The following is a 22,948-nucleotide window of genomic DNA, read 5'->3' as shown; positions in this document are numbered from 1 at the left end:
TAATCCAGCGCGCCGAGATATGTAAGGAGATGCCTGCATTGAAGCTGCGCGCCGCTGCCTGTACTTGGCCACATCACGATCAATCTCGAAGACACGCACGATGGCATGACGTCGCTCGCACAGCTGCTCGCGCGGATCAACGACGTGCCGCCGTCCGAGGTGCTGCCGGAGCCGTGCCGAAACTGGGTGGGTAAGCTCCAGGCGATCCAGACAGCGGCACCACGCAACAAGGAGCAGCGCTACGTGCGGTTCGTCGGCGACGTGACGCAGGCCTTCCTGATCCATATCGAAGAGACGCTGCGCGAGCGTGCGGGCCTGCCGCCGGACGATCCAGAAGTGCCAACGATCGTGCCCAATGCCGGCCCTGAGCAGGTGCGACTGGCAATTTCCACCGAGCAGGACGATATAGACAAGGTGGCCGACTCGCTGCTTGCAGATGCGGACCTCGAGAATTCACTGCGCAGCGATAACCATTAGTTACCAGCGCAACGCTTTAGAAACTTTGGTCTGCGAAGTGGAGGCATAGACTCATCGAGCGGCATGTAATCCCCGCCGCATTGTGTGTCTTGGAAAGGGCCGCAGAGACAACGCTGCGGCCTCTTTTTTTGAGGGTCCGAGGTGCATTTAAAACGCCCGACGCGTGTCCGGATCCAGGGTTTGTCCTGGCAGAAGTGTTGCTGCAGTGCAATACACTAGCTAAGCGACGTAGTGGCGGACCAGTTGTTGCCGCACGTTGCACTTCGAAACCGCAGACATTCGTCTGCGGTTTTCTTTTAGGCACCGTGCGGGGCGCGCCAGCGCCCCACGCGTCGCCGGCCAGCCAACGAGTCCGGGATACTGATTTCGCAGCGCAGGCGTTTCTGAATGGCGATCCGGGGAGGGCCTTCATGACCACGGAAGCCTATCGTGAAGACGGAACGGACGAAGCCAGGCAGCAAGGCGTAGATGGAGCGCCAGATCGCGCTCGTCAAACTGGACATGACGAAGTCCGCCGCCCTTATCACCCGCTCCGGCCAGGCCTTGTTAGATGACCCCAGCGTCGAAATCACGCCGGAGGACATGCGGAAATTCGTCGAATGGGGACAGGCCTGCGACAAGCGCTTCAAAGGTCGAACAGGACAGCGCGTCCCACACACCAGACTATAACACCGCTATACAGCCGTCTATATCGGCGTTATATTCGTGATATGGATACACGGACCACCCTGCTTGCTGCGGCGCTGAAGGTTCTCGAAGAGGAAGGCGAGGCGCAGTTTTCGACGCGTGCGGTCTGCTCCCTGGCGGGAGTCACCGCGCCGACGCTTTATCACCACTACGGCAGCGCCGACGGTCTGCTAAGTGCAGCGATGGCGGAGGCGTTCGCGCAGTTTCTGGAAAGCAAAAATGCAGCCGCGCAATCCCCCGATCCCGTGACCGTCCTGCGCGATGGCTGGGACGATTACGTGCGCTTCGCGGCGGCACGGCCCAGGCTCTATGCAGCAATGTTGGGACGTGTTCTGCAGGGGGCGCAGATACCGGCTGCCCAGCAAGCTTTCGCGCTCCTCATCGAGCGTATTTCCGCCATCGCCGCCGAGGGGCGGCTCGCGCTCGCGGTGGAAGCCGCGGCGGATGTGATGTGGGCATCGGCTAACGCGGCTTCTCTGCTCTATGTCACGGCGCAACTGCGCAATGCGGCGGCACCCACGTCCGACGTTCTAAGGGACATCCGCGAGAACGCCATGCGCGCCATTCTGGCAATAGACACGACGGATGCGAAAGGCTGATCGACCATGAAAATCCTCGTCACCGGAGGCTCCGGCCTTCTCGGCAGTCGTTTGCTCCCCGCGCTCGCAACGGCAGGCCATCAGGTCTTTGCGCTTGCGCGCTCGGCGTCGTCCCGTGAAAGGGTGCGGGAACTGGGCGCTCAGCCTGTCGAGGGCGACCTGGAAAACAGCGCGCCGCTGGTACTGCCCGCGCTCGATGCCGTCGTTCACGCAGCGGCCATGTTTCGCTTCTCCGGCCCGCGCGCGCCGTTCTTTCACGCCAATGTGGATGGCACCGCCAGATTGCTGGCAGCGGCAGAGCAAGCTGGCGCGGCGAGTTTCGTTCATATCAGCGCGGCAGGTGTCATCATGGACGAATCCGGTTCGCCCATCCGTCATGCAGAGGAGAGCGCTCCCACCTTTCCGCAGCACTTCTCGGCCTATCTGGCGAGCAAGGCGCAGGCCGAGCAAATCGTGCTGGCTGCCAACAAGCCGGGGTTTCGCACCATCGCATTGCGCCCGCCGGCACTCTGGGGGCCGGGTGACCCGTTCAGCCGCGAGCTTCCCCGTGCGATCAAGTCAGGCCAGTTCGCTTTCATCGACCGTGGCGACTATGCGTTCTCCACTTGCCACGTGGATAACGTCGTCGAAGCCGTCCAATGCGCGCTGACACGCGGCGAGGGTGGTCGCGCCTTTTTCATCACTGACCGGCAGACGCAAACGTTCCGCGAGTTCATCGCGTTAATTGCAGGCGTGCAGGGTCTTTCCGTCGGGGAACGGCGTTCGATGCCTTATTGGCTGGCCTCAGCCTCAGGGCGGTTGATGGATGCCGTCTGGGCCATTCTGCGGAAAAACAGCGCCCCTCCCCTCTCGCGTTCAATGGTGCGCATGATCGGGCGGGAATTCAGTGTGAGCGATGCAGCCGCACGCCGCGAGCTGGGCTATGTTGGCAAGACCTCGCGTGACGATGGCGTGCGCAGCTATGAGGTCGCGCATTCTCCCGGGACGGGCAACGAGCAACGGTCAAACAGCAGGAACGCAAATTGAGGAGTTGTCAGGTTAGCGAGCGCGGGGCGACAAAATGGGGCGATTACGTTCTGGACAAGGCCAATCCGTCCAAGGTTCGTGCATGGTATGGATCGGTCGGCCCCGTCAAGTTTTGATACTCAAACACGGGGTGCAAACCGGAGCCTTCAATCCCTCACGCCACCAGTGTGGTGGTCGTAGCACTGCGTACCGCCACTAGCGCATCAACGAATGCCACGGTCTGCTGCGATAACAGACGCGATGTCGTGACACGGATGCCTGACTGCTCTGTCACACAAAAGTCGCGGCCGGGACGCACCAGCCAGCCAGCATCGAAAAGCTGCTCTGCGACCTCTCGATCGTTGGAGATGGGTACCCAAAGGTTCAAACCGGCGCTGCCGATGACATTGAAGCCCTTCTTCTTCAAAGCGGCGCGTAGCAATTCGTAGCGCTCTCGATAGGCCAGGCCTGCCGCGGCGACTTTCTTTTGCACCGGTGCAGACGTCAACAACTCGAAAACCATTCGCTGCAGGAATGTGCTGACCCAGCCCATACCGACACTCTGTCGATTTTCGAGCCGCTCGATCGTATCGGAATCTCCCGTTGAGACTGCGACCCGATAATCTGGGCCGAGCGATTTCGAAAGCGAACGCACCGTTAGCCAGCGGCGGGCGCCCATGTGCCACGGGTTGCAGGGCGATAGATTGAGAATGTTCGAATGATCGTCGTCGATGTACAGCACATCGTCCGCACCGTTCACTATACGTTTAAGTTCAGCCGCTCGAGACTTCGAGGTAGCGACTCCAGTCGGATTCTGCGCACGACTGCTGGTTATCACCGCCTTCGCGCCGCCCTTTAAAGCACTGCGAAGGCTGGCCGGCACGATGCCATGCTGGTCGAGTTGCAGCGGCAACAACTTGAACCCCATCGAACGGACGAGAGCATGCAGGCTCATGTAACCCGGATCCTCGACGGCGATTTTCTCATCCGGCGCGAGGCCGGCTGCGTTCAGTGCCCGCTCCACCAAATCCAGCGCACCCGCCGAAACAAAGATACCGCGCGGCACCGCTATATTGTCGGCACTAAAGCATTGCTCCGCCCACTTCAGGAACGGCGAGTAGTTGCGCTGCTCGCCATATAACCGATGCTCGACGCTCATACGGGCGAGCGCCTCCCGAATCTCCGCTTCGCTCGGCAACAGATCAATGTCCGGATTGCCATCCCGCACAGACAGCGTTTGCCCGCCTGCCACAGACGCACCACGGTTCTGTCGATGCGACGCCTGACCTGAGACGACCGACCCCCGCCTTCCGCCCGCCGTTACAAGACCGCTTTGCTGAAGTTGCCGGTAGGCGACCGCGACGGTGTTCTTGTTGATCCCGAGGTCCTCGGCAAGCGACCGGACCGTCGGCAGACTGTCTCCAGGTTTGAGCCGTTCCTCCAGAATGGCATGCTCTATCGCGCGCCGGATTGAGTCCGCCTTACCCTCCAGAATTTCTTCTCGCCGCAATTTGAACATTTTCCGCTTCGTCCTCTGCGAACACGCTTCACGCGCGTAATCGAATCCTTTGGCTTGAGCATGCCGTGTGAACGAATCGCCCGCCCGCAATGCGAGCGATCTCGCGTACCAAAGGGCACGCCGTCAAAGCCTGTCCAAGGCAGACATAGCTTACACCACATTAGGACATTACAGGAATGCAACACAAGCACGTCCGATATTCGCGACTCATGGCGTGTCATGGCCTCGGCGACCAAAACTCCGTGCCACTCGTATTTATGCTCCGATAGCGTAGTTCCTGCCGCATATTCCAAATTGACCCAAAAACCCTTCCCTTTGAATTCGTTTGATACATATTTATTATTGTACCGGTACGATATCTACCGCCATTGTGCAAGCGCCCGGAACAGCACTGGCGCGGGCCTGAAGACCCATTCCTTGATTGGCCCCGGTGACCAGGGCAACGGGTTTTTCCTGCATGGCAAACTCCTTGTCGTATTGCGCTGTCGCGCACTGAAACCCTTACCGATGTCAGTCCGGCGCTTGCGTCAGGGAGCGATCACACGACAATGGAAGATTAGTGGCATGCCGTAATCCCGCCAATTACATCGCAGGTAATAGATCTGGATGCTAATACCTCATGGGCAGTAGTTTGCTCCCCATTCTCCTTCTGCAACTCGATCAGCCACCGTAGTAAGACAAACGTCCGGGCGACCCCGACTGTTGCGCTGCTCACCGCAGACTTCAATTCCGCGCTCAGCAGCGCTTCTTCCCATTTTTGTCCTAGTTCATTACCAAGAATCATCCCATCACTCGCAGCTGACCGAGTAGCTGAACCATAACCTCCAAAACACATGCATGTCTACGAAAATTGACTCGGCCTTCCAACGAAAAAATTGACACGTCGAACAAGTGATATATATTTGTACTGGTTCACATTATTTTTTGTACTAATACAGAATTGACTGGAGCGGACCATGACCCTATCTCTGGACATTCATTTGAAGATCGGCGGCCTCATCTTCCCGAACATGGATCAGTGCGATTTCACCGGACCGCTCGAAGCGTTGGCGCGTGTCCCGAACTCATCCTTCATGACGATCTGGAAGGACAAGAATCCTGTACGCGATCTCGCCGGTATGCAGTTGCTGGCAGACACAACCATCGATGAGGCACCACAGTTGGATGTGCTGCTGGTACCTGGCGGCCACGGCCAGGAAGCGTTGATGCACGACGAAGCCGTACTTTCGTTCATCCGCAAGCAAGCTGCGGGAGCCCGCTACGTGTACTCGGTATGCACGGGTTCGCTGCTTTGCGGCGCAGCGGGTTTGCTGCACGGCCGACGCGCGACGACTCACTGGACCGCGATGGACGTGCTCCCGTTGTACGGCGCGACGCCGAGCGACGAGCGTGTGGTAATCGACGGCCAGTTCGTCAGCGCTGGCGGTGTCACATCTGGAATTGATGGCTCATTGATTGTCGTTTCGCTTCTGCGCGGCGAGACGGTCGCCCAGGAACTCCAACTCTACATGGCTTATGATCCCAAGCCGCCGTTCCAGGCAGGATCTCCCGCTACGGCGCCAGCACCGATCCTCGCAACTGTAACGGAGCGCGCACGGGCTATTACCGAGAAACGTCTCGCGACGGGGCGGGCCTATCAGGCCCACTTGACGGCTTTATAGCCTGCCACAAAGCCGGGCCATCCCAATCCCGCGTGACCGGCTTTGAAACCCCTCCTTTGCCGATGACGGCCCTGGGTCGCCGCGAGGATGCGTGCTTGTGCCGGCGGCAGATCCAGGGCGAAATCATTCACCACCCCTTTGGTGGACAAGGTCAGGAAGTTCGCGACGTCGTTCTTGAACTCGCGCGCCCCGGGTGTCGCCGGCTTCCTTTGAACAAGTCGTTGACCGATTCACCGCTATCTGGAACGGGATCCACGCGCGCAGCGACCGTCCGCATCCTGCTTCCGGATCATCATTAAGGATTACTGCCTTATATACCCATCCGAAAGCCGCCTGTTGTGAACCGCCACAGCCTCATAGCGCGAATGGCAGCTTGCGGATTACGACGGATGGGAGACATCCGTCGCTCACCGCGAGAACTGATGCTGTGTGCTCTTTGGTCCATTGATCGCGGAAGCCTTACCTCATTCAGCAGCAGCTTTCCAGCGAACGCATGCGGCGTTCGAGTTCGGCAAGGTCTCGCGCGCCCTCAAGATACGCTTCATTGCGGCGTTGTTCGGCGCGCTCGAACCAGCGGCCAATCCATGTGAAGAGGAAGGCAAACATAATAGTCTCCAAGAAGGTGCTGACCCGTGACGTTGGCAGGATGTGGCGCTACCGATGTGTCTAGCGGCCGTGCTCTGGCGCTGTTCGACGATTCAATCGTAGGCGGCAAATATGCTTACGTATACTTATCGTTTTTTACGCAATACATTAGTATTCTTGTTGAATCAGACGCTCTTTCGGGGGTACGTATTTTGGAGGTCAGTCGACTGCGGGCGCTCCTGGAGTTGGCGCGGTGCGGCACGATGGCAGCCGCCGCGGACGCTCTGTCCCTGACGCCCTCTGCGGTGTCACAGCAGATCGCACAACTGGAAGACGAGGCCGGCGTCAGGCTCACGGAGCGCGTCGGCCGCGGGGTCAGGCTGACGCTCGCCGGCCACGCGCTGGTGGGCCACGCCGAGCGGATGATGGTTGTGCTGGACGAGGCTCGCTCGGAAATGGCAGAGCTTCGGCGCGAGATAGCCGGCGAGCTGCGCGTCGCCGCGTTTCCCTCGATCGCTTCGGTTGTGCTCCCTGACACGGTCAAGGCGCTGCAGCTCGCGTTTCCGCGCCTGGAGATCGCAATTGAAGAGTTGGAGGCGATTGACGGGGTCGCGGCACTGCGTTCCTGGAGAACGGACGTCGCGTTGATTGACGATCTCTCCATTGTGGCGGGCGATAATCGGGAAAACGTCGCGGTTGTGCCGCTGGCCGAGGATGTCTGGTACGTGACCGTCTCGACTGACCATCCACTGAGCAAAAAGCCCTCGCTGAGCCTGGCCGATCTCCGGCACGAAAGGTGGGCAATCGAATCGAGGGGGGGCCCCTTGGGCAGCTACGTCACCGATTTATGCCGCCGCGCCGGGTATGAGCCCCGGATCAACGCCAAATGCCGCGGATCCGAGATGATCGAAGCGATGGTGGCGTCCGGCTGCTCGGTGTCAATCGTCCCCGGACTCAGGATGTTACGATCGCCGCCCGGCGTGGCATGGGTCAAGCTGAGGCCAGAGGTTCGCCGCAAAATCTACGTTGCTTATCGCCGCGGCGAGCGCAACCATCCCATGGTCAAAGTGTTCGTCGAGGAAATCGTCCGGACGGCATCGAAACTCCTTGGTTAGCTCAAGCGCGATGACCCGGCTCGCAGGTTGTACGTGCGGACCCGTCGTGCCGTGGAAGGATGCCTGGCCGTAGCATTCGGGATTGCCGGCATCCGGCTTCTGGCTGCGCGTGTCTAGCGAGTTTCAGTCCCTGCGCCCCGCCTGGCGATGCTCGCGCGAAGCGCTACCGCGCAGTTCGCCCAGCGAGGCGCCGTTCGGGCGCAGGCGAAGCTCCGGATCGATCCGCGTCCACGGCAGATCGGAAGGATCGGCAGCCATGGGGCCAGGCGACTTCGCGACGAGATGGGCCTCGGCGATGGAGTCGAAATCGGCGCGGTAGTGCACCGAACTCTTATTGACGAGAATCTTCATACGTTCGGGCTCGATGCCGGCCACGCGATAAAGATTGCGATCGAAAATCTGCATCTTGACCGAACAGACCGCAATTTTCACGCCACCGATACGCAGACACGCAACGGGACCGATATCCGTCCACATGCCGTTCATCATCGGCCCATCGAAACGCACGCGTCCGTCGGACAGATGCTCCACGACGAACGCTCCTGAAAGCGGCTCGTCGTCAGGAATGCCGGATCCACCCGCAAGCGCGAGGTCGACCGTCGCACCCACGCCGGCTTCGTGCGCCTTCGCGGCCGCGTGCGGGTCCCAGACGAGGCCCGCGGCGGCATCCTTCGCGCCATGGCGCAGCAGCGCGCGCACCAGCCCCATCGTGTTCGAATCGCCGCCCACGCCGGGATTGTCCTGAGTGTCGGCAATCACTATGGGGCGCGTCGCGTGTTCCGCGAGGCGCATGGCCTCGCGCACCGCTTCGTCGGGGTCGAGAAACCGCACGTCCCACTCGCTTTCCTGCGAGACGATCGTCGCGGCAAGCGTGTCGACGGCGTCCGTCACCGCGGCTTCGTCGAATCCGTAGCCCCAGACGGCTGCCCCGCATTCGGGGAAATCGGAAGCCGGAAAACCCGGCGTGAACGACAGCGACACGACCTCGTCGCGCTCCAGCGCCTCCAGACGCTCGTAGAGGTCGCGCGCCGGGTCCGCGAGCGTGCACATGCCGTTCACCGGAATCAGGAACGGAATGCGCCGCACCGCGCGTTTCAGGCCGCGCTCGCGCGCGGCCATCATCCGCATCAGGATCCGGGCGGCACGCACGCCGGTCTCGGCCATGTCGACGTGCGGATAGGTGCGGTACGCGACCATCGCGTCGGCATGCCGGAACATCTGGCCGGTCACGTTCGCATGCAGGTCGAGCGAAACGACGAGCGGAACTTGCGGGCCGACAATCGCCCTCACGCGAGCGAGCAGTTCGCCTTCGCCGTCGTCGAGATGCTCCGCGACCATGGCGCCGTGCAGGTCCAGGTAGATCGCATCGAACCCGCCACGCCGGACCGCCTCGACGATCTCGCCGGCAATGCGCTCGTAGGCCTGCTCCGTCACGTGGGCCGACGCGCTCGCGCCGGCCCAGATCACCGGCACCAGCGTATGACCCTCGGCCTGCGCTGCCGCGATGAAGCCGCCCGCAGGCACGTTCACGTCGCGCAGCGCGAGCACGTCTTCGCCTCGCGCGAGTGGCGGAAAACCTTCGCCCTGAACGAAGCTTTGCAAGGTGGCTTTCGTCGGCGCGAAAGTATTGGTTTCGTGCTGGAAGCCTGCGATGAGAATGTGCATAGTGCCCTCTACAGTTGTTTTGGATAACCAGGAATATGGCTCGTGATCAGTGTTTCGCAACCGGTAGGCTGAGCCTGACGATCATGAGCGAAGCGACCAGACAGACCAGGGCCAACGCGCAAAGTGCTGGCTGCACACTGCCGGCCGCGGTCTTGATCCAGCCGACGGCGGCCGGGCCCCAGAAGCCACCCGAGAGGCCGATCGTATTGATGAGCGCAATGCCGCCCGCGGCGGCCGGCCCCTTGATGTACTCGGGCGGGATCGCCCAGAAGACCGTATAGGCCATCCAGAGCGCCGCCGTGACGAAGCTCAGCAAGGTGAGCGAGATCCACAGCTGCATACCGGCGAACGCGCACGCCACGAGCAGCACCGCAGCCGCCGCGGCCGGCACCGCGCAGTGGAGCCGGCGCTCGCCCACGCGATCCGAGCGCCGGCCCATGTAGACCATGCCGAAAGCCGCTCCGACGTACGGAATGGATGCGCACCAGCCCAGCGTGACAAGACTGCTCACGCCCTGCGCCTTCAAAATGGCCGGCAGCCAGAAACTGATGGCGTAGATCGACGCAATGATGCAGAAGTAGGCGAACGCGAGCACATAGACCTTACGGTCCTTCAGCACGTCGCGGAACTGTGCTCCATGCGCTTGCTCGCCGCCGACTTCGGCTTCCAGGCGACGCCGCTCCGTATCGCTGAGCCAGGCGGCATCCGCCGGGCGATCCGGCAGATAAACGAGCGTCGCGATGCCGAGCACGATGCAGGGCAGCCCTTCCACGAGAAACATCCATTGCCAGCCGGCCAGCCCCGCCTTGCCGGCGAGCGCGGTCATGATGCCGGCAGAAAGGGGGCCGCCGACGATACCGCCGATCGGCCCGGCCAGAAAGACGATGGCGATGGCGCGCGCCATGCGCGTCGGGCCGTACCAACGCGAGAGGTAGAAAATCATGCCCGGCGCGAAGCCTGCTTCGAACACGCCGAGCAGGAACCGCATCGCATAGAAGGCCGGCACGCTCTTGACGAACAGCATGCAGGCCGACGCGATGCCCCATAGCACGAGAATTCGCCCGAAGGTTCGGCGCGCGCCAACGCGCGGCAACATCAGGTTGCTCGGTAATTCGAACAGCACATAGCCGATGAAGAAGATACCGGCCCCCACACCGTACGCCGCGTCCGAGAATCCGAGATCGGTCTGCATCTGCAGCTTCGCAAAGCCAACGTTGACGCGGTCGAGGTATGCAAACAGGTAGCAGATGAGCAGAAACGGCAAGAGCCGTGCGTTGATCTTGCCGTAGAGCGTAGAAGCGTCGCGCGCTTGCGCGGTCGTGATGATGGCCGCCATGCCTTTCTCCTGGATAACGGTTGTGTGGGTCGTGGCATCCACATCGTGACCAGGGCAACCCGCGCTAGCAAGAGCAACAAAGTTCACATATCGTTCTCCGTAGGGCAACACAAGCACCGGCGAGGACACGATGCGGGAAATTAACCAGCAGCGCCTGCGCTACTTTCACGAGGTGCTGACCCACGGCACGATACGCGGCGCCGCGGACAGTCTGAACACGTCCCCCTCGGTCATCACGCGGCAGATCAAGCTGCTCGAGGACGAACTCGGCGCACAGCTATTCGAGCGACAGGCGCGCGGCGTCAAGCCCACCGAGGCGGCCGCGCATCTGCTTGAATTCTGGCGCGGCTATCGCGCCCAACAGGAGAAATTCGAAGACCAGTTGCACGCGTTGCGCGGGCTCCAGCAAGGGCGCGTGGATATCGTCGCGAGCGAGGGTTATGTCGATACGCTGATCGCCGAGGTCATCGCGCCGTTCTGTGTGCAGTACCCGAAGCTCGAGATCGTCCTCACCATGCTGCCTGTCGACGATGTACTGAACGAAGTCGCCGAAAGCCGCGCCCATATCGGTCTGGCGTTCAACCCACCGCCCCATCCACGCATCGAGTACAGGGCCAGCTGCGCGCAGCCGGTCGTGCTGCTCGTGCGGCGCGATCATCCGCTCGCCTTGCGCGGCGCACATGCATCCGTGCAAGACTTGCTCGCATGGCCGCTCGCGCTCATGCCGAGCACGTTCGGTATCGGCCGTCTTGCGGACATGCTCGCGTTTGCGGAGAACATCACCATCCGCCCGACCCTCACCACCAACTCGCTCACCGCGCTCAAGCGCCTCGTGGCCGCCGGGAACTTCATCACGCTGATTGGCGAATTCGCCGCATCGCGCGAAATCCAGGCGGGGGAACTCGTGACGGTGCCCATCGACCATCCGCTTTTTCTCGGCACAAAAGCGCGGGTGCTGGTGAAATCCGGGCGGCCGCTCGTCGCTGCTGCGCATGAGATGCTGGACTGGATTCTTCAGCGCATGGCGGTGTTCAGGCGAGCATGAAGGCCCAATGCGCGGGAGCGTCGCAACGCCGAAACTCAGGCGATTCGACCCAACCCTGACAAGCCGCCAACCATCCCAAGAACACAGGCGAGAGCCGAGGCGAGCTAGCGTCGCCCATAGTGATAGCTGCCGTGGTGATCAGAATCGCCGCAGTGAGCAACTGGGTAAGCATTGCTCCGATTGCAGTGTCCCAGCGTGCGGAGCATTGGTGCTCGGGCCCCAGCTTTTTCTCTGCAACGGCCGACTGCTGATAGAAGATCGTCCAGGGACTGAAGGTGGCACCGATGAGCGCTGCTATCAGATACAAACAATCACGATCATGCAACGGCAGATCGCGTACGTGCGCTTTGATGTCCGAGAACTTCGGATGCGAGTGCCATGCCAGAAGAAAAAATGCCAATTCGAGCAGGCCCCGCCCGGTAAAAATGCCCAACCGTATAGTCAGTTCCTGTACCGCATACAGCAACGGAATCAGGAACAACAATATTGGCAACAGGCGATAGCCCCACCGCGCGCCGCTCTGCGCGGCTGTTACCCCGTTACCGACATCCGTGTCAGCTAACATCACCAGCAGGCCGGGTCCCCAAACCGCAGCCGAAGACATCATACGTAGCCACAGCGGCGCGGGGTTCCAGAGGCTAAACTGGGTTTGATTCATGTTGCACCGGACCGTAGTGAGAGATGTTTTCGCGATCCCGCGCCAGAGCACGTGTTGCTAATCCAGGTGAAGTGACGAACCTCCATTCTTGCCGGTTCTACCTGACGCCACCATAGTCCTCGGTCATTTCCGCGACCTCCTTTGGCAACTCGATACGCTCGATCTCGTTGACCATCGCATAGTTCAGCCCATCGAGTTTCCCGACAGGTTGAAGACGGGACATGTCGACGCGGCCGTTGACCCAGACGTCGTCATCGATGTGCAAGCAGATGACGTCGCCGAACACCATATAATCGTCGCCGGAATTCTGTCTTACGTTGACCGTCAGATACTTAGCCTTCTTGTGCAGCCCGTACGAGCTGATCTGAACATTACTGACACGCAAATCAGCCTTCTCTATGGCTTCGCTTTCGTGATCTCGTACTCGGTGCTGGGATTGCCACTGGCGCTATGCGGACTCCTCGAACCGCCGCAATATGATTATCGTCGGCATCTCGTGCTGGAGTGTCGCAACTGTGTCATTCGGGTTCGTGCATTCCTATCCGGAGATTTTTGCTGCCCGGATCATGGTCGTTCTGGGAGAGGCTCCACTGGCCCCGGCTGCTGTGCTTTGGCTGACGGGAAATGCCGACAATGTACTGCTACCCTTGTTCGGCACCGTACGAACCTGGCATGCAGCTTTCATGATTGTTGGCCTGCCAGGGTTCATCATTGCAGCGTTATTGATAACCGTGAAGGAACCGCGTCGTCGCAAGAATGTGTCCGACGCTATACTGGTCATCGGCGCAGCAAATGTGCTGAGCGGAAAATTGCGTAAATTTGTCTCGGGCAAGGAAGCGATCCGCATTGAGCACGTTCTTGCATCGTGCGCAGTCCCTAGCATTTTTCCGGCAGTGGAGATCGGCGAGGACGCCTACTGGGACGGCCTGTTTTCTGACAATCCTCCCGTTGATGAGCTGATTCGGCCGATCTTCGTTGGCCCCGAGAACCTCGCGGAAGAAATCTGGCTAATCAAGATCAACCCGACGAGCCGCAAAACCGTTCCCAGCCAGCCCGACGATATTTTCGATCGCCGCAACCAGCTGGAAGGCAACATCTCCCTGTTTCAGCACCTGACTCATCTGGAGATGCTCAATGACATGCTCCTGGGCGGGGCCTTCAGGAACGAATATCTCGAGAATCTGGGTATCAAGAATCCGATAAGGATTCCAAAATCATTTCACAATGACCCGGACAAGTCGTATCACATACCGTGCATCGAGATGTCGGCCGAGGTCCAGAACACGCTCGATTACGAAGGCAAGATCGATCGCGGATCCGGGAATATCGACATGCTGATCAGGCACGGCCGGGAACAGGCTCGTGCGTTTCTCGATGCGCGCGCCGCAGCGGTTGGCAACTGATCAGGTTGTCACTCGCCGCTTTCGCCAGCATGCCTCCAGCAACACCACCCGCTCCGGACGTGCCGATTACGCCAAGGTACCAAGACTCCGCGCGGACTCGCGCGCAAGCTCGACGAACTGCGTGACGCGCGCATTCGCATCGCCGTATCGGTGCGCGATATGCAGCACCGTCGTTGTGTCGCGATCGGCCAACTCGCGAAACATCACGCCCGGCACCGCGATGCTGCGCAGCGGTGCCGGCACGAGCGCGATACCGAGCCCGGTGGCCGTCAAGCCGATCAGCGTCGAGGCCTGCTGCGCCTCCTGCACGACGCGCGGCTCGAATCCGCGCTTCGCGCATAGCGCGAGGATCTGTTCGTAGATCGCGACACCCGCCGTCTTCGGGTACGCAATGAATGGCTCGTCGCGCAAGTCCGCAATGCGGATCGCTCGTCGCGCGGCAAAGCGATGCCGCTCGTGCATCGCCAGCAGCAACGGCTCGGTTGCGAGTGGCTCGAATGCGAGTCGAGACGGTATCGCCCCACCCGGCAGCCGCAGTAACCCAACGTCAAGTTCGCGCTGCTCCAGCGCGACGATCTGCTGGCTCGATGGCAGTTCGGACAACAAAATGTTGACATTCGGGCGAAGGGTCCGGTACGCGTGGATCAGGCGCGGAAACACCGGCGAAAGTGATGACGCATTCGTGAACCCCACTCTAAGGCGGCCGACATCGCCGCTGATCGTCTCCCATACACTCTCCTTCGCATGCGCGACGCGCGCGAGGATCGCCCGCGCGTCGTCGAGCAGCGCCAGCCCCGCCTCGGTCAACGCGACACTGCGCTGCGTGCGGTGAAACAGCCGTCCGCCCAGCTCGCCCTCCAGCGCCTGGATGGCAAGGCTCAGCGGCGCCTGCGTGATGCCCAACCGTTCCGCGCTGCGGCGGAAATGCAATTCCTCAGCGAGCACGACGAAGTACTCCAGATGCCGCAGGTTCATTGATTTAATTCCTAAATCAATAATATTGAAAATGAGTATAGATCAAAACGCCAGAGCTAACGATACTGTGCTCAACCAACAGTCGACATGGAGACAACATGACCGGGGACGAACTCCTCACGAACCTGCGCCGCGGTGAGCAGATACTGGCGCTCGGCATCCGCGCCTCGCGCACCGCCGAAGTGGTGCGCTGGGCCAAGGTAGCCGGCTATCACACAATCTGGATCGACATGGAGCACAGCACGCTGCCCGTCGACGTCGTATCGCAGATGTGCCTGTGCGCACGCGACGTCGGGCTCATGCCGTGGGTGCGCGTGCCGGAGCGCGAATACGGCGTGATCAACCGCGTGCTCGACGGCGGTGCGCTCGGCATCGTGATCGCACGGGTCGAAAGCGCTGAACAGGCGCGCGCCGCCGTCACCGCCACGCGCTTCCCGCCGCTTGGTCAGCGTTCGCAGATCGCGACGCTTCCGACCGTCGACTATGCACGGCTGCCGGCGCGCGAACTCAACGAGCGGCTTGATGCGGCCACGGCACTCAAGGTGCTGATCGAGAGCCGGGCCGGCGTGGAAGCGGCCGATGCGATCGCCGCGGTCGAAGGTGTCGACGTCGTCGCGCTCGGCTGCAATGACCTGTCGGCCGACCTGGGCCATCCGGGCGAATCCACGCACCCCGAGGTGGTCGACGCGTGTCGCCGCGTCGTCGACGCGGCCGCGCGGCATCGCAAGATCGCGATCGTCGGCGGCATGCCGGAAGGCGAGGTGCTCGACGGCCTGCGACGTGCTGGCGCTGCGCGCTTCGTGTTCGCCGGCATCGACTCGGACCTGTTCCTCGCATCACTGCGCGAGCGCGCGGACGCCGCGCGGCGCGCGCGCTGACCGCCCGTCCCACCGAATTCAACGAACCCTCACCACTCGAACGATCATGGCAGAAACCCCGTTGGTCTCCACCCCGATGCGCGATCTCGCAACGCTGTCGCGCCCGTCCTTCGCCGTGCCGGAAAAAGCCTGCGACGCACACATGCACGTGTTCGGCCCCGCCGATCGCTACCCTTGCGTCGCGCACCCGCACTACACGCTGCCCGACGGCAAGCTGTCGCACTACCTGAAGATGATGCCGGTGCTCGGCCTGCAGCGTTTCGTGATCGTCCAGCCGAGCTACTACGGCACCGACAACCGCTGCCTGATCGACGCGCTCCAGGTCGCCGGCCCGATCGCGCGCGGCGTCGTGATGATGGAGGAAGACACCGATGCGAAGACGCTCGACGCGTGGCACAGCGCGGGCGTGCGCGCGGTGCGGCTCGACCTGTTTGCTCGCTCGGGCCTGGCGACCGCCGAGATCCAGGCCTACATCACGCGGATGGCCGCGCTGTGCGCGAACCTCGGCTGGCATCTGCAGTTCTATGCACCCGGCTGGGTCGTGCGCAACCTGATTCCGTTCCTCGCCGACGTGCGCACCGAGTTCGTCATCGATCACATGGGCTACATGCTCGAGGAAGACGGCCTCACGGCGGCGGATTTCGAGCGGCTGCTGGGGTTGCTGAAGGACGGCCAGTGCTGGCTGAAGCTGAGCGCGCCGTACCGGATCGCCAGGCATCGCGGCTACGGCGCGATCGAGCCGATGGCTCGCGCGATCGTGGCGGCCGCGCCGGGCAAGGTGATCTGGGGCTCGGACTGGCCGCACATTCCCGATTCGACGCGCGACACCGGCGAACTGCTGAACCTGCTCGAGCGGTGGACGGACGATACGCACGCGAAACAGGCGATCCTGTCGGACAACCCCGCACGCCTGTTCGATTTCTGACGCGCAGCAAGGATCGAAGACCATGCCCTACCAACCCAATCCATCGTTCGCCGGACTGTTCCGCGCGTTCACGTCGGACCCGCAGAGCATCGGCGCCGCCATCACCGCGCAGATGGATCGGCTCGGCGAAGACGACCCGATGCTGGTATCGACGGGATCGGACATCGTGCTGTTCCCGCGCGTCGGTGCGCCGCCGTGCTTCGAAAGCTTCCGCAAATCGACACGCGGCTTCATCGAACTGACGGCCGTGTCGCACCTGCCGCTCGCGCTGGCCTACCTGGCGCAGATGCGCGAGCTCGATCCGCGGGACACGCGCTGGCGCGACGGCGCACTGCAGTTGGTCGAACATGCGAACCGCACCCGCGAAGCCAATTCGGTATCGCTGTGGCGCGACGTCATTGCGGTCGAGAGCTTCGCGGGTCAGGAAGAAAAGATCGCGCGGCTCGTCGACTACACGTGCGCGACTTCGGTCGACTGGCTCGTCCGCGCGCTCGACGATCCCGAACTGCTGACGTTCGACGTGCTCAACGACAGCTTTTTCGCGGCTGACGGCCAGCGCCTGCCGGTACCGATGAACGACGTGATGTTCGCGACGTTCGGTCTCGCGTTTCTCGACATCGTGTACCGGATCGGCAACTGGCTGCGCGCGCTGGAAATCGACTGGCGCCGCGCGATGGTGCTCGTGAGCGGACGCTCGGGGCGGCCGACGGCCGGCACGACATGGTCGTCGAACAACATGTGCTACCTCGTGTGGCGCGCATCCGGCCGCGTGCTGCCGCCCGAGCGCGTGTACGTCGCACCGCACGCGCCGTCGTTCCAGATCGACGCGCTGCCCGACGCGGCCGGGCTCGCCGAGCTCGAACGCACCTATCGTCACCTGTGGTTGAACACGCGCGCGAGCGTCGACATCGCCCGTGCGCTGTTTCCCGCGCAGCCGGCGTACCGCTTCGACCCGACGCCCGTGGACGGCATGCCGCCGATCACCGGCGTCGACGACCGGGCCGCAACGGCCGCGCGGCTGCGCCGCATCATGGAAGATCCGGGCCAGTTGCTGTCGAACTGCGTCGCCGATTACATCGTCGACCAGTTGCACGAGAACGGCAATCGACCGCACGCCGTCGAGATTCCGGGCTTCACGAACGTGGACTACCCGTAGCCGCAACGGCACATCCCCGCCCAACCGACCGGCACGGGCAGCCGGATCGGCATCGCATGCAAGCCCGGGAACAGGAGACAACATGATGGTTCAAACCGACCCACGTGCGCCGGCATCGCCAGCGCACACCGTGGCGCTCAGGGTCACGCTGGTGTGCTTCGCCGTCGCGATGATCGACGGCTTCGACACGCTGATGCTGTCGTTCATCGCACCGTTGCTGGTCAAGTCGCTGCACATCGATCATGCGGCGCTCGGCCGGATCTTCGGCGCCGGTTTTCTCGGCACGGTGCTCGGGTCGATCCTGATCGGCCCCGCCGCCGACCGGTTCGGCCGGCGGCCGATGCTGCTGCTGTCGCTCGCGCTCACCGGCCTGCTGACGCTGGCATGCGCGACCGCGACGACGGCGCCGATGCTCGCCGCGCTGCGGTTCGTCGGCGGGCTCGGGATGGGCGGCGCGATTCCCGTCGTCGCGGCCGTCACCGCGCAGAACAGCTCGACCCGCAGCCGCGCGTCGCTGGTCATCCTGATGTTCATCGGCTTTCCGCTCGGCGCGGTCGTGGGCGGCGCGCTCACCGCCGCGCTGATGATGAAGTTCGGCTGGCCGCTCGTGTTCGTGATGGGCGGCTCGAGCGCGCTGATCGCGATGCTGCCCGTATGGCTCGTGATCCCCGCGGGCACCGCGCCGCGCGATGCGGGCCCGGCGCGCGCACGGCACCGGCCGCGCACGCTGAATCCGTTCGGACGCACGCTCGCCGACGGCCGGGCACCCGCCGCGATCGCGCTGTGGTGCGGCGTGCTGGCGACGATGATCCTGTCCGGCTTTCTGGTGAACTTCATGCCGACCATCCTGAACCTGAACGGCATCGCGCCCGCTCGGGCGGCGATGGGCGCGGTGTTGATCAATGTCGGCGCAATCCTCGGCGCGCTCGCGCTGTCCGCTGTCGTCGGGCGCTTCGGTCCGTTCAAGCCGGTCGTGACCGTGTTCGTCGCGGGCGCGGCCCTGACGATCGCGCTCGGGCAATTGATCGGCGTCGGCAACGGCGTGTTCGCGATGCTGTTCTGCATCGGCGCCTGCCTCGTCGGCGGTCAGCTCACGTTTCCCGCGATCGCGAGCCGGCTCTTTCCGGACGACGTGCGCGGTGGCGGCGTGGGCTGGACGATGGCGATCGGCCGCGCGGGCTCGATCATCGGGCCGCTCGTCGGCGGCATGCTGCTCGCCGCGCACCTGCCGCTCGAGCGCATGTTCCAGATGGTCGGCCTGCTGGCCCTGTGCGGCGCGCTCGGCGTCGCACTCGCATACCGATGGCAGCCGACCGAGGCCGGGCGGCGCACCACCCCCGACGACGCCGGGCTGTCCATCGCAGAATCCAAACTGAGCAACGGGAAACACTGACATGAGCCTGGACTTCCTCATCCCCGTGCAGTCGCTCGCGACGAGCGGCGCGCGCGCGGCGGCCGTCTTCGAGATCGACGGCACGACCTGTCTCGGGATTCCACAACTCGCAGTCGACATCGCCGGCCAGCCGCCGCACATGAACGGCGGCGACAGCGATATCGGCGCGCGGCTCTATCGCCGGGACGGCGGCCGCTTCGTCGAGGCCGGCACGCTGCCGCTGACGGGCGGCGAGGATCTCGAATACTTCGAGATCGGCGCGCGCCGGTTTCTCGCGGCCGCGGGCGTGCGATCGGGCAAGGGCCCGTACGACCTGAACACCGACGCCCTCGTGTACGAATGGGGCGACGGCGCGTGGCGGCCGTTCCAGCGCATTCCGGCGTTTGCCGCGAAGCAGTTCCGCGCGTTCGACATCGGCTCGCGGCACTTCCTCGGGCTTGCGCAAGGCGTGAAGATCGACGGCGCGATCGCGCGCCATCCCCGTCAATCATGCGTGCTCGAATGGAACGGCAGCCGCTTCGACGTGTTCCAGACGTTCGACGGCCAGTGGGGCTACGACTGGATCTCCGTGCAGTTCGGCGGGGTGCACTACCTCGCGTATGCCGATCATCTCGACGGCGCGACGATCTTCCGCTGGAACGGCGAGCGGTTCGAGGCATTCCAGACGCTGCCCGGCCACGGCGCGCGCACGTTCCGCTTCTTCGAGGACGGCGGCGACCTGTGGATGGTCTACGTGAACATCCTCGATCACACGACGCTGTACCGGCTGGACGGCGGCGCATTCGCGCCGGTCCAGTTGCTCGGCGGCGCAGGCGGGCGCGAACTCTGCCTGATCGACGGCACCGACGGATGCCGCTATCTCGTACACGTGTGCTTCATCACCGGCACGCCGCACGACCCAGTCGTCGTCCAGCACTCGCAGATGTTCGCGTGGCGCGGCGACGCGTTCGAGCTGCTCGGCGAATTCCCGACCTCGGGCGCGACATCGGCGAGCACGTTCGTCGCGGACGGCACGCGTTATCTCGTGGTCAGCAACGCTTTGAGCGAGGACCTTCGCTTTCGCGTCGATTCGACCGTTTACCGGTTCGAACGATGATTCACCCCGCATAACCGCCTGACCGGCCGATAGACCAGCGGCACACGGCTTTACCCAGCAGCACCTACGCTCGATCCCTCCGGCAGGCAGGGAGGGCCCGGGCTTGCCCGAAAAAATAACGATGATGGAGACAGTCAATGAAGAAGTCGCTTCTCGGCGCGGCGGTGCTCGCGGCCGTCAGCACCGCCGCGCACGCGCAAAGCAGCGTGACGCTTTACGGGATCATCGATGCCGGCGTCTCGTACCTGAGCAACGTCGGCGGACACAGCCAGTTCATGGCGACCGACGGCGCGATCCAGTCGAACCGCTGGGGCTTCCTCGGCAAGGAGGATCTCGGCGGTGGTCTGAGCGCCGTTTTCGATCTCGAGGGCGGCTTCAATCTCAACTCGGGCGCCCTTTTCCAGTCCGATACGATCTTCAACCGGCAGGCGTGGGTCGGTCTCGCGTCGGTGCCCTACGGCCGCGTGACGCTCGGCAAGCAGTACGACTTCTTCTGGGACAACCTCACGCAGTTCGCGATGGGGCAATACGCGGGCCAGTACGCGTGGCACCCGGGAGACTTCGATCATCTCGCGGGCACGCTGCACATCAACAATTCGGTTCGCTACGTGTCGCCGACGATCGCCGGCGTGACGGTCGGCGGGCTCTATGCGTTCCAGTCCCAGGCGACGTCCGGCGGCACGGGACGCGTCGTCGCCTTCGGGCTGCGGTACGACAACGGCCCGCTGAAGATCGGTGCGGCCTATACGGACATTCACGACATGGGCGTGCACGGCCCCGTGCAGGCCGGGACGACGTTCTTCCCGAATTTGCCGCCCGCGCCGATGCTCGCGAGCGGCGTCACGAACTACGGAGTTGGCGCCAGTTACCAGATCGGCCGCAGCCTCACGCGTGTGCTGTTCACCGACACGCACCTGCGCATCGCCAACGACAACGGTTCAATCGCGACCTACGAACTCAACGAAGTGTTCTCACTAACTCCGGCTACGACGCTGATGGCCGGCTACTGGTACAGCAAGCTCGGCGATCAACATTGGCAGAACGCGACGGCGCTTCTTGACTACGCGCTGTCCAAGCGCACCGACGTCTATACCACTGCGACCTACCTCCACGCGTCGGGCGGCGCAGCACCGGTGTTCCTCGGGATCGGAGGCACCAGCGCGTTCGTCGATGGCAACTATGTTGGGAGCGGTGGCGCGTCGTCGGTCGCGGTCCGCATCGGCATACGAACGAGGTTCTGAACAGATATGAATATCGTCAATCTGCTAAAGGAGCTTCGACAATGATTCGTATGCCTAAATTAAATATCGTATCCATCGCTGCGACCCTACCGCTCGCGTTCAGTGGCTGCGGTGGCAGCGCGGATTCCGATCCGCCAAACCTGCATAGTGTGCAGACTCAACAGGGCACGGCCACCGGTATCGAGCAGAGCGGCGTGCGACAGTTTCTCGGCCTGCCCTATGCCGCGCCGCCCGTGGGCGCACTGCGATGGAAGCCGCCCGCGCCGGTCGCCGCTTACGCCGGCGGTCAATACGACGCATCGCACTTTCGATCCGTCTGCATGCAAGGCACCGCAAGTGCGCCGACCGGCAGCGAGGACTGTCTGTACCTGAACGTCTATGTACCGGACGCAGCGACGCCCGCTTCAGCGCTCCCCGTCCTGTTCTGGATACATGGTGGCGGTTTCATCCTCGGGTCGGGTAGCCAGACCGACGGTTCCGCGCTCGCGAAACAAGCGAACGCCATCGTCGTGACGATTAACTACCGGCTCAACGCGTTTGGCTTTCTCGCGCATCCCGCACTGACCGCCGAGGATCCCAATCAGGTCTCCGGCGACTACGGGATCATGGACCAGGCGGCGGCACTGGGCTGGGTCAAGCAAAACATCCGCACGTTCGGCGGCGATCCGGCCAATGTAACGATTTTCGGCGACTCGTCGGGCGGGCATTCGATATACGTGCAGCTCGCGTCTCCGCTGTCAGCCGGGTTGTTCGCGAAGGCCGTCGCGCAGAGTGGCGACTTCAGCCGCCAGCAGGAATCGCAGGCACAGGCCGAAACGGACGGAATCGGCTATGCGACAACATGGGGATGTGGGAGCTCGGCAACGACCGCCTGCCTGCGTGGGCTTTCCGCATCCGCACTGCTTCAAGGCAACCCACTCACCTGGTATGCCACGCTTAACACCCGCGTGCTACCGCTCTCGACCAGCGCCGCGTTCGCGAGCGGCAATTTCAGTCGCGTGCCGATCGTATCGGGTTTCACGCAGAATGAGGGCACCTATTTCGTCGCGGCGGCGTTCGACGCACAGGGCCAGCCTGTGACGAGCGACGGATATATGGCAGCAATCAACGCTTTCCTGGACGTTGCGGGCACCACTACCGCTGCCCAGTATCCTTCACGTAAATAACACTTTGGATAACGATATATTTCTTATGAAAAGCGCGGATCCGGCGGTCGGCCGGATCGATTCGCTCCCGGTGCACGACCGACCGGCGATGCATATCGGTCTCTCCGGAGATACCGTCTTGATCGCATCACCGCATCCGCTTCCCCGTACGATACTCGTTAATTGATGAACTCCACAACACGCCAAGCGTGTCCATAGCCTTGAATGGCGGAAAGCAGACAGAGTCGAACTGTCCCAGGAACGGCTGACGTCCCCAACCAGATTTGAAGTCTGGCCGTACCACCCGATACGATTGCCTTCCATTTCCAGGCGAGAACGGCATGAAAACCGAGCGAAAACCGCAGTAACGCCAGGCCCTCACCC

At 62.7% G+C, this 22,948-nt stretch carries 22 protein-coding genes, 1 tRNA gene and 1 pseudogene; 15 read left to right on the top strand and 9 right to left on the bottom strand.

Annotation, left to right across the window (positions count from 1 at the left end; all coding sequences use genetic code 11):
• Positions 1-105 precede the first annotated feature (105 nt).
• Positions 106-477: a hypothetical protein gene (locus BO1_RS28175; RefSeq protein ID WP_028220415.1), complete on the top strand. Its 372-nt coding sequence runs from the start codon at positions 106-108 to the stop codon at positions 475-477.
• 296 nt (positions 478-773) lie between these two features.
• On the opposite strand, the gene BO1_RS60315 is transcribed toward BO1_RS28175, so the two are convergent.
• The gene (locus BO1_RS60315; protein WP_167338400.1) at positions 774-1,061 is read right to left on the bottom strand and encodes a hypothetical protein; all 288 of its coding nucleotides are present in this window, start codon (positions 1,059-1,061) and stop codon (positions 774-776) included.
• A gap of 15 nt (positions 1,062-1,076) precedes the next feature.
• Between BO1_RS60315 and BO1_RS28165 the strand changes: the two genes are divergently transcribed.
• A complete protein-coding gene (locus BO1_RS28165) occupies positions 1,077-1,763 on the top strand; it encodes a TetR/AcrR family transcriptional regulator (protein WP_218002831.1) in 687 nt (228 codons plus the stop codon).
• A gap of 6 nt (positions 1,764-1,769) precedes the next feature.
• The gene (locus BO1_RS53045) at positions 1,770-2,789 is read left to right on the top strand and encodes an NAD-dependent epimerase/dehydratase family protein (protein ID WP_043286844.1); all 1,020 of its coding nucleotides are present in this window, start codon (positions 1,770-1,772) and stop codon (positions 2,787-2,789) included.
• A 154-nt stretch (positions 2,790-2,943) separates the two neighbouring features.
• On the opposite strand, the gene BO1_RS53040 is transcribed toward BO1_RS53045, so the two are convergent.
• Positions 2,944-4,287 carry an aminotransferase class I/II-fold pyridoxal phosphate-dependent enzyme gene (locus tag BO1_RS53040; RefSeq protein ID WP_052409621.1) on the bottom strand — a complete coding sequence of 448 codons (1,344 nt, stop codon included), beginning with the start codon at positions 4,285-4,287 and terminating at the stop codon, positions 2,944-2,946.
• Between the two features lie 956 nt (positions 4,288-5,243).
• On the opposite strand from BO1_RS53040, the gene BO1_RS28150 reads away from it, so the two are divergent.
• Complete coding sequence (locus BO1_RS28150; RefSeq protein WP_028220412.1) at positions 5,244-5,948, top strand: DJ-1/PfpI family protein; 705 nt, start codon at positions 5,244-5,246, stop codon at positions 5,946-5,948.
• Positions 5,949-6,416: 468 nt separating this feature from the next.
• Here the strand turns inward: BO1_RS28150 and BO1_RS57980 are convergent, their stop codons facing one another.
• Positions 6,417-6,554, bottom strand: a complete 138-nt coding sequence (locus tag BO1_RS57980; protein WP_084688234.1) for a DUF3563 family protein — start codon at positions 6,552-6,554, stop codon at positions 6,417-6,419.
• Positions 6,555-6,745: 191 nt separating this feature from the next.
• On the opposite strand from BO1_RS57980, the gene BO1_RS28140 reads away from it, so the two are divergent.
• Both BO1_RS28140 and BO1_RS61350 read left to right on the top strand, forming a co-directional pair.
• Positions 6,746-7,648 (top strand): LysR family transcriptional regulator, encoded by a 903-nt coding sequence (locus BO1_RS28140; RefSeq protein ID WP_028220411.1) that lies wholly within the window; start codon positions 6,746-6,748, stop codon positions 7,646-7,648.
• 12 nt (positions 7,649-7,660) lie between these two features.
• A pseudogene (locus BO1_RS61350) lies at positions 7,661-7,765 on the top strand (LysE family translocator); the annotation flags it as partial.
• 6 nt (positions 7,766-7,771) lie between these two features.
• On the opposite strand, the gene BO1_RS28135 reads toward BO1_RS61350, so the two are convergent.
• Both BO1_RS28135 and BO1_RS28130 read right to left on the bottom strand, forming a co-directional pair.
• On the bottom strand, positions 7,772-9,313 hold the full coding sequence (locus tag BO1_RS28135) for a M81 family metallopeptidase (protein WP_028220410.1): 1,542 nt from the start codon (positions 9,311-9,313) through the stop codon (positions 7,772-7,774).
• Positions 9,314-9,359: 46 nt separating this feature from the next.
• Entirely contained in the window at positions 9,360-10,649 is a 1,290-nt protein-coding gene (locus BO1_RS28130) for an MFS transporter (RefSeq protein WP_028220409.1), read from the bottom strand.
• 130 nt (positions 10,650-10,779) lie between these two features.
• Here BO1_RS28130 and BO1_RS53035 point away from each other — a divergent pair, with 130 nt between their 5' ends.
• A complete protein-coding gene (locus BO1_RS53035; RefSeq protein WP_043286841.1) occupies positions 10,780-11,694 on the top strand; it encodes a LysR family transcriptional regulator in 915 nt (304 codons plus the stop codon).
• Here BO1_RS53035 and BO1_RS28120 read toward each other — a convergent pair.
• On the bottom strand, positions 11,681-12,352 hold the full coding sequence (locus BO1_RS28120; RefSeq protein ID WP_245643919.1) for a divalent metal cation transporter: 672 nt from the start codon (positions 12,350-12,352) through the stop codon (positions 11,681-11,683). The genes BO1_RS53035 and BO1_RS28120 overlap by 14 nt on opposite strands.
• Before the next feature lie 97 nt (positions 12,353-12,449).
• Positions 12,450-12,737, bottom strand: a complete 288-nt coding sequence (locus BO1_RS28115) for a hypothetical protein (RefSeq protein ID WP_028220407.1) — start codon at positions 12,735-12,737, stop codon at positions 12,450-12,452.
• A gap of 91 nt (positions 12,738-12,828) precedes the next feature.
• On the opposite strand from BO1_RS28115, the gene BO1_RS53030 reads away from it, so the two are divergent.
• A complete protein-coding gene (locus tag BO1_RS53030; protein ID WP_052409620.1) occupies positions 12,829-13,755 on the top strand; it encodes a patatin-like phospholipase family protein in 927 nt (308 codons plus the stop codon).
• Positions 13,756-13,821: 66 nt separating this feature from the next.
• Here BO1_RS53030 and BO1_RS28105 read toward each other — a convergent pair whose 3' ends face one another.
• Entirely contained in the window at positions 13,822-14,730 is a 909-nt protein-coding gene (locus tag BO1_RS28105) for a LysR family transcriptional regulator (RefSeq protein ID WP_028220406.1), read from the bottom strand.
• 98 nt (positions 14,731-14,828) lie between these two features.
• Between BO1_RS28105 and BO1_RS28100 the strand changes: the two genes are divergently transcribed.
• The 7 genes from BO1_RS28100 (at position 14,829) to BO1_RS53020 (ending at position 22,585) form a co-directional block, all read left to right on the top strand.
• A complete protein-coding gene (locus tag BO1_RS28100) occupies positions 14,829-15,608 on the top strand; it encodes an HpcH/HpaI aldolase family protein (RefSeq protein ID WP_028220405.1) in 780 nt (259 codons plus the stop codon).
• 46 nt (positions 15,609-15,654) lie between these two features.
• Positions 15,655-16,533, top strand: coding sequence for an amidohydrolase family protein (locus tag BO1_RS28095; RefSeq protein WP_028220404.1), 879 nt, complete (start codon positions 15,655-15,657; stop codon positions 16,531-16,533).
• Between the two features lie 22 nt (positions 16,534-16,555).
• Entirely contained in the window at positions 16,556-17,689 is a 1,134-nt protein-coding gene (locus tag BO1_RS28090; protein WP_028220403.1) for a DUF5624 domain-containing protein, read from the top strand.
• Between the two features lie 169 nt (positions 17,690-17,858).
• The gene (locus BO1_RS53025; RefSeq protein ID WP_167338399.1) at positions 17,859-19,082 is read left to right on the top strand and encodes an MFS transporter; all 1,224 of its coding nucleotides are present in this window, start codon (positions 17,859-17,861) and stop codon (positions 19,080-19,082) included.
• 1 nt (position 19,083) lies between these two features.
• Positions 19,084-20,178, top strand: a complete 1,095-nt coding sequence (locus BO1_RS28080) for a hypothetical protein (RefSeq protein WP_028220402.1) — start codon at positions 19,084-19,086, stop codon at positions 20,176-20,178.
• Positions 20,179-20,315: 137 nt separating this feature from the next.
• A complete protein-coding gene (locus BO1_RS28075; protein ID WP_028220401.1) occupies positions 20,316-21,419 on the top strand; it encodes a porin in 1,104 nt (367 codons plus the stop codon).
• Between the two features lie 149 nt (positions 21,420-21,568).
• Positions 21,569-22,585 carry a carboxylesterase/lipase family protein gene (locus BO1_RS53020; RefSeq protein WP_167338398.1) on the top strand — a complete coding sequence of 339 codons (1,017 nt, stop codon included), beginning with the start codon at positions 21,569-21,571 and terminating at the stop codon, positions 22,583-22,585.
• 205 nt (positions 22,586-22,790) lie between these two features.
• Here the strand turns inward: BO1_RS53020 and BO1_RS59465 are convergent.
• A tRNA-Sec gene (locus tag BO1_RS59465) sits at positions 22,791-22,886 on the bottom strand.
• Positions 22,887-22,948: the final 62 nt, after the last annotated feature.

This window comes from Paraburkholderia oxyphila NBRC 105797 (genome assembly GCF_000685075.1).
Taxonomy (GTDB): Bacteria; Pseudomonadota; Gammaproteobacteria; order Burkholderiales; family Burkholderiaceae; genus Paraburkholderia; species Paraburkholderia oxyphila.
This window is presented reverse-complemented; position numbering and strand designations above follow the sequence as displayed.

Coding starts and splice junctions, on each gene's coding strand:
- BO1_RS28175 (WP_028220415.1), top strand. CDS start 106: ATGACGTCGCTCGCACAGCTGCTCGCGCGGATCAACGACGTGCCGCCG.
- BO1_RS60315 (WP_167338400.1), bottom strand. CDS start 1,061: ATGTCCTCCGGCGTGATTTCGACGCTGGGGTCATCTAACAAGGCCTGG.
- BO1_RS28165 (WP_218002831.1), top strand. CDS start 1,077: ATGGGGACAGGCCTGCGACAAGCGCTTCAAAGGTCGAACAGGACAGCG.
- BO1_RS53045 (WP_043286844.1), top strand. CDS start 1,770: ATGAAAATCCTCGTCACCGGAGGCTCCGGCCTTCTCGGCAGTCGTTTG.
- BO1_RS53040 (WP_052409621.1), bottom strand. CDS start 4,287: ATGTTCAAATTGCGGCGAGAAGAAATTCTGGAGGGTAAGGCGGACTCA.
- BO1_RS28150 (WP_028220412.1), top strand. CDS start 5,244: ATGACCCTATCTCTGGACATTCATTTGAAGATCGGCGGCCTCATCTTC.
- BO1_RS57980 (WP_084688234.1), bottom strand. CDS start 6,554: ATGTTTGCCTTCCTCTTCACATGGATTGGCCGCTGGTTCGAGCGCGCC.
- BO1_RS28135 (WP_028220410.1), bottom strand. CDS start 9,313: ATGCACATTCTCATCGCAGGCTTCCAGCACGAAACCAATACTTTCGCG.
- BO1_RS28130 (WP_028220409.1), bottom strand. CDS start 10,649: ATGGCGGCCATCATCACGACCGCGCAAGCGCGCGACGCTTCTACGCTC.
- BO1_RS53035 (WP_043286841.1), top strand. CDS start 10,780: ATGCGGGAAATTAACCAGCAGCGCCTGCGCTACTTTCACGAGGTGCTG.
- BO1_RS28120 (WP_245643919.1), bottom strand. CDS start 12,352: ATGAATCAAACCCAGTTTAGCCTCTGGAACCCCGCGCCGCTGTGGCTA.
- BO1_RS53030 (WP_052409620.1), top strand. CDS start 12,829: ATGATTATCGTCGGCATCTCGTGCTGGAGTGTCGCAACTGTGTCATTC.
- BO1_RS28105 (WP_028220406.1), bottom strand. CDS start 14,730: ATGAACCTGCGGCATCTGGAGTACTTCGTCGTGCTCGCTGAGGAATTG.
- BO1_RS28100 (WP_028220405.1), top strand. CDS start 14,829: ATGACCGGGGACGAACTCCTCACGAACCTGCGCCGCGGTGAGCAGATA.
- BO1_RS28095 (WP_028220404.1), top strand. CDS start 15,655: ATGGCAGAAACCCCGTTGGTCTCCACCCCGATGCGCGATCTCGCAACG.
- BO1_RS28090 (WP_028220403.1), top strand. CDS start 16,556: ATGCCCTACCAACCCAATCCATCGTTCGCCGGACTGTTCCGCGCGTTC.
- BO1_RS53025 (WP_167338399.1), top strand. CDS start 17,859: ATGATCGACGGCTTCGACACGCTGATGCTGTCGTTCATCGCACCGTTG.
- BO1_RS28080 (WP_028220402.1), top strand. CDS start 19,084: ATGAGCCTGGACTTCCTCATCCCCGTGCAGTCGCTCGCGACGAGCGGC.
- BO1_RS28075 (WP_028220401.1), top strand. CDS start 20,316: ATGAAGAAGTCGCTTCTCGGCGCGGCGGTGCTCGCGGCCGTCAGCACC.